Raw genomic sequence first — 12,251 nt, forward strand, 5'->3', positions numbered from 1 at the left:
AAACCTTTGTTTTTAAGATAAACTAAAAAATAGATGAAAAGACAAGCTTCAATTACAATGTTACTTGTATTAACTTTTTTCTTGGGTTGTAAAGGTGGCTTTGAAATTAAAAAAGATAAAGAAGAAGAAATACCCAAACCAAATATTTTATTTGTCTTTATTGATGATATGGGCTATGGTGACTTGGGTATTTATGGAAACGAAGAAGTCATTACACCTAATATAGATAAGCTAGCCCGAGAAGGCCTGAGAGTTAAACAGTTTTATGTTAATTCACCTATTTGTTCACCATCAAGAGTAGCTGTAACTACAGGACAATTTCCTTCAAGGTGGGGAATAACATCTTATATTGCTGATAGCAAAAGAAACCGAAATAGGGGCATAAAGGATTATTTAGATACTAAGGCACCATCTGTTGCAAGGCAATTAAAACAGGCAGGGTATTACACCGCTCATATTGGTAAATGGCATATGGGGGGAGGAAGGGATATTGCCGATGCCCCGTTAATTACAGAATATGGTTTTGACGAATCAGTTACCCAATTTGAAGGACTTGGTGAAAGGTATTTAGCTACTTATGAAACTTTTGATTTTCCTGGAGGAACTAGAGGATTAGAAAAACAATCGGCTGCTTTGGGAAGAGGTGAAGTGCATTGGGAAAAAAGGGAAAACTTTACAAAAGTGTTTGTAGATAGAACGATAAAAGCCATGGATAATGCTGAAAATGAAGGAAAGCCTTTTTATATTAACCTTTGGCCAGATGATATCCATACCCCCTTAGAGCCACCCAAAGCATTAAGAGGCGATTTAAGTACCAAAGCAAGATTTTTAGGGGTTATTCAGGAAATGGATTCACAGATGGGACGTTTGTTTAGCTACATTAAAAACAACCCCAAATTGGCATCTAATACCTTGATTGTTTTGTCAAGTGATAATGGACCTGATGAAAAGGTTAATGATGCATTACCCCTGCGTGGTGCTAAGGTATGGACTTATGAAGGTGGCATTAAAGAACCTTTTATTGCCTGGTGGCCCGGAAAAATTCCACAAGGAAAAATCAACAACAAAACGGTTGTTGCTGCCGTAGATTTACCACTTGTTTTTATGGATATTGCCGGTGCAAATTTACAACCTGGAGTAGAATATGATGGTGTTAATATGACAGATGCCGTTTTAGGAATTAAAGAGCCAATAAGAGATAAATCGTTGTTTTGGATTCGTCCACCGGATAGGCCTGGCTATCATGGAATAGATAATCCGGATTTAGTAATTAGAAAAGGGGATTACAAATTATTAATGAATATTGATGGGAGTGATCTGCAATTGTTCAACGTGGTAGAGGATGAAGGTGAAAACAATAATTTGGTTGCCACCAATACTGAGAAAGTAGAAGAACTCAAAAAGGAATTGATTAATTGGTATGAGAACTATCCTCATCAAATTGAGAAAAGTATCTATAGTAAAAATCTACCGTAATTTCGATTGTCACAAAAAGTAATAACGTTCATTATAATGATTAAATATGTATTAAGGGTTGTAGTATGGGGTTTATGCTCATTTGTCTTTATGTTAAGTGCGTGTAAGCCTAAAACTGATGGAGAACTCTATCAAAATAAAATGAAACCAAACATTGTTCTTTTTTTAGGTGACGATATGACTTTTAGCGATTGCTCACCATATGGTAATAGAGATGTGTATACGCCACACATTCAAAAATTGGCTAACGAGGGCATATGTTTTGATAATATGTTTACCTCAACAGCAATGTGTGCTCCAACCAGGCAACAACTGATGACAGGACTTTATCCTGCAAGAAGTGGTGCATTTCCCAATCATTCCGGAGTTTATGACGGTGTAAAAAGTTTTGCACATTATTTTAAGGATTTAGGCTATCGAGTTGTGTTAATAGGGAAACAACATTATGGTCCTGATGAATCATTTCCTATTGAATATTTAGGAGGCAGACAGCACGATAGCGGAGAAAACGGAGCGGATATACAATTAGAGAAAGTAGAGCCTATTGTTAATTCAAATCAACCTTTCTTTTTAATAATTGCTCAAAATCAACCACATACACCTTGGAATAGAGGAGATAAATCCAGGTACAATCCAGATAAGTTAACCATTCCTGAATACATGATAGACCATTCTGAAACAAGAGAAGGATTAACGCAATACTACGCTGAAATTACTTATATGGACAGCCTTTTAGGTAAAACTTTAGATTATGTAAAACAAGCTGGTAAAGAAGAAAATACCATCTCTATTTTTACAAGTGAGCAGGGGTATTCTTATCCGTTTGGGAAATGGACGTGTTATGATATGGGTTTAAAAACGGCATTTATCGCAAAATGGCCAAAACATATCAAGCCGGCAACAAGAAATGGTGCCGCTACGCAGTATGTTGATATTATTCCAACTTTACTCGAAGCCGTTGGTAAAAATCCTGATAAAATTAATACGGGAATTACTGATGCTAACGGTAAAACAGAGTTTGACGGAAAAAGCTTTTTGTCAGCGTTATTGGGCAAATCAAACGATCACAGAAAATATACTTATGGTATTCAAACCACAAGAGGTATCTATAACGGTTCTGAAGCGTATCCAGTTCGTTCTGTTAGGTCTAAAAAATATTTGTACATCCGAAACTTGAAATATGAAGCCAATTTTTATAACATGGTTACTGTCAAGTATAAAATTTACAAAACATGGTTGGCAAATACGGCATCTGAAGAGGAATTAGATTGGGTTAAGAAATATAAAAAAAGACCTTTTGAAGAACTGTATGACATAGAGAAAGATCCCTACCAAAAACATAATTTAATAGGAGATCCGGAAATGACAAGCGTAAAAGAAAAACTATCTGATGAGTTGGATAACTGGATGAAACAACAAGGGGATAAAGGATTAGCTACTGAAATGGATGCCTTAAATAGGCAAATGGGAGAAAGAAATTGGAAATCTCATGACCAAGTACTAAAGGAGAAAAAAATCAAAGACAAAACTTAACATAAAAAAATATAAAGATGCCAAATAACATATTATTAGTTGCTCTAATTTTGAGCTTATTTTCTTGTGAACAAGAAAAAAAATCTGATACGATAATTAATGAGCGCCCTAATATCATTTTGATCATGTCTGACGATATGGGATATTCGGATATTGCGCCATACGGAGGCGAAATCAGTACACCTAACCTAACCGAATTAGCACAAGGTGGTTTAAAATTCACGCAGTTTTATAACACCGCAAGATGTTGCCCAACAAGAGCCTCATTAATGACTGGGTGTTACCCTCAGCAAGCAGGTATTGGACTTATGACCAACCCTCCAGGGGCCCCAACGGCAGAAGATTTGGGAGTTCCGGAATATACAGGAAAGCTTAACCATAATACTGTTACTATTGCAGAAGTACTAAAAAGGGCAGGTTATGCTACTTTAATGACAGGGAAGTGGCATTTAGGGTATAATGACAAAAACCAATGGCCCGTGCAGCGTGGTTTTGATCAATACTATGGATATATTGCCGGAGCAGGAAACTTTTTTAAACCCGAACACCCCAGGGGTATCACCGAAGGGAATGAAGGCATTACCATTACTGATGAAAATTATTATACAACGGATGCGTTTACAAATAAAGCTATTGAGTACATTGATAAGGCTCGAGCCAAAGATAAAACCCAACCGTTCTTTTTATATTTAGCCTATAATGCACCACATTGGCCTTTGCAAGCTCCCAAAGAGGATATTGATAAATACAGAGGCAAGTATATGGAAGGTTGGGAAAAGTTGCGCGCCAGGCGATATGAACGAATGAAAACTATGGGGCTAATAGATGCCTCCTGGGGTTTGTCTGAAGGAGATGGCATCGTTGCATGGGATTCACTTTCAGATGTAAAGAAAAAAGAAATGGATTTGCGTATGGCCATTTATGCAGCGATGATTGATAGGATGGATCAGAACATCGGGCGTTTAGTAGATCATTTAAAAGTGAAAGGACTTTACGATAATACGATTATCATGTTCTTAAACGATAACGGTGCTTGTGCAGAAGGAGGTATGCTGGGTTGGGGAAAACCGGAACTTTTAGAAACGAAAGAAGGGTATTATCTGTCTTATGGGAAAGCTTGGGCCAATGCTTCAAACACACCCTATAGAATGTATAAACATTGGGTTCACGAAGGGGGGATAGGTACACCGTTTATTGTGCATTGGCCCAATGGTATTCCAAAAAATAAAAAAGGTTCTGTTATTAATAAGTATGGTTTTTTACCTGATATAATGGCTACGTGTCTTGACATCGCTAATGCCGAATATCCAAAAGAATTTAATGGGAACAGGATTACTTCCCACGCCGGTAAAAGTCTTAAGCCTTTGTTTTTAGATGGATCAAAACAAATTCACACTGAACCAATTTTTTTTGAACATCAGGGTAATGCTGCTGTACGACTGGGAAATTTTAAGCTTGTAAAGGATTGGGAAAGAAACAGAGATGACAATTGGGAATTATTCGACCTCGAATCTGATAGAACCGAAACGAATAATCTTGCTGTTGAAATGCCTGAAAAGACAAATGAAATGATTGCTATGTACAATAATTGGGCTAGTACCATAAATGTACTGCCGTATCACGAAGTACTTAAAATAAAAGCGGAAAAAAGAAAATCAGCAAAAAAAAAGAAATAATTGATAAATGTGTTGTAATACGAGCCAATTTAGTCTTATCAATTTATAAAACCTACTAATGATGCCTTAAAGAGCTCCATTATTAATTTTCAGTTAAATGATTCTCTTTGCTTTCTAAATAATTTGTCGGTGATACGCTGTATTCCTTTTTGAAAACTCTACTAAAGTAATTGGGGTCGTTATAACCAACTTTAAAGGCTACTTCCGAAATTTGCTTCCCCTGATTCATTAGCTCAATGGCTTTGTTAAGTCGTACTTTCTTTATAAAATCCGAAGCGTTTGTTTTCATAATTTTTTTCATTTTAATATGAAGTAACGAACGGCTTATACCTGCTTTTTTTGCTAGATTTTGTATGTTAAAACTCGGGTCTTGATAGTTAGATTCTACTAACGTGGTTATTTTTTTGATAAACTCAATGTCACTATTGTTTGTTGGTATGTCTTGTTGGTTTCCAAAATTTAGATTAGAAAATCTACTTTTAAAACTTTTATTACTAGATAATAAATTATTGACTAAAAAGTCCAATTCATTCAAATTGAATGGCTTAGATATGTATGCGTCTGCCCCCACACTTAATCCTTCTATTTTTTGCGTTTCTTCAGTTCGCGCGGTTAAAAGTATAAATGGTATATGGGCGGTAGATGTGTTTGATTTTACTTTTTTGCACAAGACAATGCCATTCATATTAGGCATTTTAATATCCGATATTATTAAATCCGGATAATAACGCTCTAATTTGGATAGTGCATCTAAACCGTCTTTTGCAGAAATTACTTTAAATTTATTTGAAAAATGTTTGCTCAAAAATTTAATAAGTTCCTTATTATCCTCTACAATTAATAGGCTCAATTCTTTTATTGGACCTTGAATATCTTCGGAGTAGACAAATTGCTCATTATTCAATAGTAAATCTGGTTTAATGTCAATGTTTCGATTGCCGTTAATTTTTTCAATAGTCTCTTTTGAGTGATTCTTGAGGATAAGAGGTATTTGAACAATAAACTCAGATCCGTTATTGCTTTTAACCGCTATAGAACCTTCCAGAAAAGTTACCAGGCTTTTTACAAGTGCCAAACCTAGTCCGGATCCCTCTGTTCCGAAATCTTGTTTTTTGGCTTTATAAAAGGGAGTAAATACGTTCTCAATTTCTTTATCTGTCATGCCTTTTCCTGAGTCTTTTACCGTAATTTTTAATATGGCTCTTTGTTGAAGGTCCAGTTTGTTAGCAATTTCAATATGGACCTGAACCTTGCCATTCTCGTCAGTATATTTTATTGCATTAGACAGTATATTGGTAAAAATCATTTCCAGTTTATTTGGGTCAAAATAACACTTGTATTGCCTGAAGTTGTGTTTAAATTCGTGCTCAATGCTTTTGTTTTCAAAAAGAGGAATGAAGGCATTGAATGTGTCTTTTAAAAACAACATAATATCTCCGTTTTTCAACTCAAGTTTGGCATGGGAAGTTTCAGTTTTTCTGAACTCCATTAATTGCATGATAAGTTGGTGGAGTTTTCTGGCGTTTTTCTTAATGGAAATTAATTCTTCAGGAGGGTTTGGTGAAATACGTTGTTGAAAATAATTCTCTATTGAAGCTAATATAATTGTCAGAGGTGTTTTTAATTCGTGAGTTATGAAAGTGAAAAAATTTAGCTTGTGTAAGTTTACTTCTTTTATTTTTTCTTTTTCAACTATTTGTAGCTGAACTGCTAATTTTTGCTTGTGGACAAACTTTATAAACTTAGAATAAGCTATTACAGCCGATATTAAAAGAATAAAATAAATTAAAATGGCCCAATTACTTTGCCAAAAAGGAGGGTTGATATTTAACACAATTTGTTTTTCGTTTGATCCCTTTGCAACGGGATAGGTTCTTACTTTAAATGTATATTGGCCCGGAGATAAGTTTGTGTAGGTGGCACTTCTTTGGTTGCCTACACGGTTCCAATTGGTTTCAAAGCCTTCTAAAAGATACTCAAAATTAGTACTGATATTAGATTGATAATTTAAAGAAGTAAATCCAATGGTCATTACATTTTGGGAATAATCTAAAGTTATTTCCTTTGTTCGGTCAATGTTTTGTTTTAGAATACCGTTGTCTGAAACGGGGATTTCTTTGTTAAATAGTTTAAAATCTGTAAACATGATTTTTGGACTTTTAACGTGTATATTAAGACTATCCGGGTGAAAATAATTTAAACCATAAGTTGAGCCAAAATATAACCAGCCATCCGTATCCTGAAATAATGATTTGAAATTGAACTGATTGGTAGATAAGCCATTATTGCCGTTAAAATTCATTATTTCACCTGTGTTGTCATTATAGCGAGACAAACCCTTGTTTGAAGTTAGCCACATTATACCATTTTTATCTTCAATTGCTCCATATACGTTGTTGTTTGGTAGCCCATCTTTTTGGGTAATAAATGCAAAAACCTCGTTTTCGTAGTTGTATTTTAAAACGCCTCCTTCTAAAGAACCGAACCAAATATTGCTTTTTTTGTCCTGATAAGCACTTACAAATTGATTAGTGGCATCGAAAGTATAATGTTGTAAGGTGTCTTTTAAAGTGTTGTATTTAAAAATGCCATTATATCTGGTGCAGATCCATATATTGTTTTTGTGGTCTTCAATTAAATCATAAACAAATTTGTTAGTGAAAGTATTTGCTTTAAATCTGGAAAATGTGTTTTTACCGGGGTTATAAATATTTAGCCCATTTTGGGTGCCAATCCATAAATTTTGATTGCGATCCTCGAGTAAGGCATATACAAAATTATTGGATATTGATGTGCTATCTCCTTTGATATTTGTATAATTAGTGATGGTCTCGGTTTTTGTGTTGTACTTATTTAGTCCGCCTAAAAAAGTACCAATCCAAATATTATGGTTGGAATCCTGGAGCAATGAGTGTATATTATTACTGTTAAGACCGTCTAAATCTCTTAAGTATCCGAATGAAAAGTTTTTTTTGTCAAAAATTGTAATGCCGGAGTCTTCTGTTCCAATCCATATTCGTCCCGTGCTATCTTGAATAATATCACTTATGGCTTTCCCGGAAATAGTTCTTTGCCCTGGCAGTAATTTTTGAAAACCAATACCTTGTGGCTTAGTATAATTTATGCCGCCAAAATAGGTGCCAACCCACATAATGCCTTCATCATCAAAATATAAAGAGTAAATTGATTTATCTGATAACAAGTTTAAGCTTTTGTTAAAAGATTGCCGATGATGGGATATGGATTTAGTCTTTAAATTATAGGTGTAAATGCCCAATTCTGTTCCAAGCCATAAGTTTTTGTCTCCATCCTCCGCTATTTTTCTTATAACTTTTGATTCAATGGTGCTATTAAAACTCAGTGGTACTGAAATGAATGATTCTTTAGACTCATTGAAAAAAAATAGGCCGGAAGTTGTGCCTAACCAGGTTGTGCCATTGCTATCCTTAAAAATAGTTTGAAGAAAGGAGTTTTCATTTTCTGCATCGATTGTGTTTGGGTTAAATATTTTTACGGTTTCACCTACATTATTAATTAGTAATAAAGTATTATTCTTAATTAACCAATACACATTTGTTTTATAATTACAAATCGATCTAATATTACCATTGTTAATGAGCTTTGTTGCAATATTGTTTTGATCAATAATGTACAGGCCCCGCGTAGTTCCTACAAAAACAGAGCCGACATTATTTTTATAAAGTAAATTAATAAAAGGACTTTCTGAGGTGCTTAGTTTTATCGATTCAAAGCTGTCAGATTCTTTAATGTAATGATTTAAACCTTTTGACGTCCCTACATAAAGGCCTGTCTTCACAGGTAATAAACAGCTTATTTCGCTACTTGTTAGGCTGTTGCCTGTGGAGTCTTTTTCATTTGTTGAATAATAAGTTTTTAAATAGTGACTATCATATGAGTTTAATCCTTCCCGGGTTGCAAACCACATGAGTCCATCTTCATCTTTGGTAATGTCATAAACAGTATTATGGGATAATGGCACTTTTAAATGTTCAAACTGAACTTTTTGACTCCATAGTTTAGGTTGGAATAGTAACAAAGAAAAAAGGATAAAATACCTATACATCTAAATATTGTTTTTTAATTATTCAAGAGATAGTTGTCAATCTAAAATATATTTTCTCATAGATCATTGAAATTAAACATTTGTGCTGCATTGAAAGACAAAAGTCTAGATTGATGCTTTGCCAATATATTAATATTATTACGTATTTCGTAGTGTTATGCCTGTTTAAAAGATGAAATATATGTTTTTTTAAGAGATTATTGTGATTTTGTCAATAAATTCTTGTGATGATAAAAGTGGTGCTAAATTAATTAAAAGTATGTGGATGTTAATCCATTTCTTAAAATGGACATATTTACCAGGGTGTTTTAAACATATTTGTAGGGGATAAATTCTAAAACTAAATAATGTCAAACCAAACTAAAAATTATGAAAAAAAGTTTACTCAAACAATCAAGGGCTATTAGGGGCTGTATTCTAATACTATCCTTAACTTTCAGTACGTTGCTGGTGGCACAGAATATTAGCGTTTCTGGTGTGGTAACTTCTGAAAAAGAAAAGCTGCCTTTGCCGGGGGCAAATGTTGTGGTTAAGGGAACAACAAATGGTGCCCAAACGGATTTTGATGGTAATTTTACAATAAACAATGTTGAATCAAATGCCATTTTAGAAATTAGCTATATTGGATTTGTAACCCAGGAAATTAATGTCAATGGAAGAACAAGCATTAACGTTGTTTTAGCAGAAGACTCCCAATTACTTGATGAAGTTGTGGTTATTGGTTACGGTACGGTTAAGAAAAGTGATTTAACGGGTGCTGTGACCTCTGTTAAAGCCGAAGATTTTACTCCCGGAGCTAATGTGTCTGTAGAACAAGCCTTACAGGGGCGTGCCGCAGGTGTGCAGATTTATCAAAAGAGTGGGCAGCCTGGAAGTGCCATGGCTATTAACATTCGTGGAGCTAGTTCTATTACTGCTGGTAATGATCCGCTATATGTTATTGATGGTGTGCCATCAAATAATGTAGCGCCGGTAACAGGTACGGGTTCGGGTTTTGTTGGTAATCAAAATCCACGTAATCCACTAAACGCATTAAATCCATCTGATATTGAATCGATTGAAATTTTAAAAGATGCTTCCTCAACGGCTATTTATGGAGCAAGGGGTTCAAATGGTGTTGTATTAATTACTACAAAGAATGGTAGAGCGGGAAAAATGAAAGTGAATTATGACTCCTACATTGGGCTTCAAACGGTAGCTAATAGGCTTGAAGTATTAACACCAACTCAGTACAGGGATGTACTTAATGCCATAATCGATTTAGGCGGTGGAAGTCCAAGTCAGCGTGTTACGGAAATTCAAGGAGAAGGTACCGATTGGCAGGACTTACTATATAGAGATGCCTTTATGCAAAATCATAACATATCTGTTTCCGGAGGTGCAGGTAAAGCTACCTATTTTGGTTCTATAAACTATTTTGATCAGGACGGGGTTGTAAAAAACTCTGGAGTTAGACGATATAATGCCAGAATCAATATTGATGTTAGGGACGATAAAAAATATGCCTTTGGCTTTAATTTAAATACATCATACATCTATGATGATTATGCCTCAAACGGTACAGGATTAAACGAAGGCGCCGGCGCCGTTTATTCTGCACTTAATTATGACCCTACAGTATTACCATTTGATGAAAACGGTAATTATACGCAGTCTGCATTTGTTGGGCCTCAAATTGATAACCCATTAGCACTTTTAGATGGAGAAGAATCAACACAAAATTCGTTTAGAACATTCGGTAATATTTATGGCGAATATTTTTTTAAACCAACCTTATCCGTTAAAGGAAAGTTAGGGGCAGACGTAAATAATACCAGACGTGATACCTGGGTGGACCCAATTACCTTAACTGGAGCCGGGCAAGGTGGTATTGCCTCTATTTTAACGGGTAGGACAGACTATTATCTTGTAGAAGGGACAGTAAACTATAACGAAGATTTTGGAGACGATAACCTTAATGCGGTTTTTGGTGCGACTTATGAAAAATTTGTGTCTCAAACCTTTAATGGAAATGCTCAGGGGTTTGCACTGCCTGATTTAAGAACAAATGCTATCGGTAGTGGCGATCCGTTATTAAATGGATTGGGTAGTGGTAAACAACAAGCTACTTTCATCTCTTATTTGGGTAGAGTAAATTATTCGCTAAATGATAAATACTTAATTACAGCATCGATAAGAGCTGATGGCTCATCTCGTTTCGGACCAGACAACAAATGGGGGTATTTCCCTTCAGGAGCGGTAGCATGGAAAATGCAAAATGAAGACTTTTTAGCCGATAGTAATACCATTTCCGAGTTAAAATTGCGTGCTAGTTATGGTAGTATTGGTAATGCTAGTATTGCCAACTATTTATTTTTAAGTACGTTTAATACGGCTGCTACCGTTCAATTTGACGATGACAGGTTTGTTACATTAAATCCATCAAGAATTCCCAATCCCGCTTTAAAATGGGAAGCTGCAAATCAGTTGGATGTAGGTGTAGATTTTGGACTTTGGAACAACAAAATTACAGGGTCCCTGGATTATTATAATAGAAGAACTGAAGACTTGCTACTTGCCAGGCCAGTTCCATCAAATACTGGTTTTTCAACGGTAACCGAGAATATTGGTAGCATGGAAAATTATGGTTTTGAGTTTACTGTAAGCGCCAATATTATTGCCAACGATACGTTTAGTTGGGATACCAATTTTAACATCACCACGGTAAATAATAATGTTTTAGACATCGGCGAAGCAGAATCGATTATTCGCGGAGGTCTGGGGTTTGTTTCAAACGCTACTATTACAAGAGTTGGCGACCCCCTAAATTCATTTTACGGTTACATTGTGGATGGTGTATGGCAAACGGGAGATGATTTTTCAGTAGTATCTAACGCTAATGAACCGGGTGATTTAAAATTTAGGGATGTTAACGACGATGGTATAATTAATGGAGATGATAGAACCATTATTGGAAAACCATTCCCTGATTATAACTGGGGTTGGACTAACAATTTTAAATACGGAGATTTAGGATTGAGTATATTCATCGAAGGTGTTGAAGGCGTTAGTACCCTCAACAATAACGTAGTAGATTCGTATTACCCAATTAATTTTAGAAGAAATAAGGCAGCAGAGCCATATTTAAACAGATGGACACCAAATAACCCAACAAATGAATATCCTTCTTTTGTTAATGCGCAAGGTGGAACTGAGGTAAACACAAGAACCGTAGAAGATGCTTCTTTTATACGTTTGCAGTCGGTTCGGTTATCTTATAATGTACCCGTGCAGAAAATTAAAGGAATTAACAGTCTGATGGTGTATGTTACAGGACAAAATTTGGCGACAATTACAGACTATTCGGGAGTAGACCCGGCAGCTAATGCGCAAGGAGATAATAACATTAGGATAGATTATAATGGCTATCCTTTTGCCAGAACGTATTTATTCGGACTTAATCTTGAATTTTAATGAGAAGTTATAATTTAAATAAAATATAA

At 35.2% G+C, this 12,251-nt stretch carries 5 protein-coding genes; 4 read left to right on the plus strand and 1 reads right to left on the minus strand.

From position 1 onward, the window contains the following. Positions 1–33 precede the first annotated feature (33 nt). From Q0983_RS18385 to Q0983_RS18395, 3 genes are all read left to right on the plus strand, one after another. Positions 34–1,476, plus strand: a complete 1,443-nt coding sequence (locus Q0983_RS18385; RefSeq protein ID WP_299556356.1) for a sulfatase-like hydrolase/transferase — start codon at positions 34–36, stop codon at positions 1,474–1,476. A gap of 141 nt (positions 1,477–1,617) precedes the next feature. After that, the gene (locus tag Q0983_RS18390) at positions 1,618–3,009 is read left to right on the plus strand and encodes a sulfatase (protein WP_299556358.1); all 1,392 of its coding nucleotides are present in this window, start codon (positions 1,618–1,620) and stop codon (positions 3,007–3,009) included. Between the two features lie 17 nt (positions 3,010–3,026). Continuing rightward, positions 3,027–4,685, plus strand: coding sequence for an arylsulfatase (locus Q0983_RS18395; RefSeq protein ID WP_299556360.1), 1,659 nt, complete (start codon positions 3,027–3,029; stop codon positions 4,683–4,685). A gap of 82 nt (positions 4,686–4,767) precedes the next feature. Here Q0983_RS18395 and Q0983_RS18400 read toward each other — a convergent pair whose 3' ends face one another. Continuing rightward, positions 4,768–8,769: a hybrid sensor histidine kinase/response regulator transcription factor gene (locus tag Q0983_RS18400; protein WP_299556362.1), complete on the minus strand. Its 4,002-nt coding sequence runs from the start codon at positions 8,767–8,769 to the stop codon at positions 4,768–4,770. A gap of 369 nt (positions 8,770–9,138) precedes the next feature. Here Q0983_RS18400 and Q0983_RS18405 point away from each other — a divergent pair, with 369 nt between their 5' ends. Continuing rightward, positions 9,139–12,222, plus strand: a complete 3,084-nt coding sequence (locus Q0983_RS18405) for a TonB-dependent receptor (RefSeq protein WP_299556364.1) — start codon at positions 9,139–9,141, stop codon at positions 12,220–12,222. The last annotated feature ends 29 nt before the right edge of the window (positions 12,223–12,251 follow it).

Origin of the sequence: Seonamhaeicola sp., from assembly GCF_028281565.1 — a bacterium.
Classification (GTDB): Bacteria; Bacteroidota; Bacteroidia; order Flavobacteriales; family Flavobacteriaceae; genus Seonamhaeicola.

Excerpts from the sequence above, each read along its gene's own strand:
- Q0983_RS18385 (WP_299556356.1), top strand. The coding sequence starts at position 34 with ATGAAAAGACAAGCTTCAATTACAATGTTACTTGTATTAACTTTTTTC.
- Q0983_RS18390 (WP_299556358.1), top strand. The coding sequence starts at position 1,618 with ATGAAACCAAACATTGTTCTTTTTTTAGGTGACGATATGACTTTTAGC.
- Q0983_RS18395 (WP_299556360.1), top strand. The coding sequence starts at position 3,027 with ATGCCAAATAACATATTATTAGTTGCTCTAATTTTGAGCTTATTTTCT.
- Q0983_RS18400 (WP_299556362.1), bottom strand. The coding sequence starts at position 8,769 with ATGTATAGGTATTTTATCCTTTTTTCTTTGTTACTATTCCAACCTAAA.
- Q0983_RS18405 (WP_299556364.1), top strand. The coding sequence starts at position 9,139 with ATGAAAAAAAGTTTACTCAAACAATCAAGGGCTATTAGGGGCTGTATT.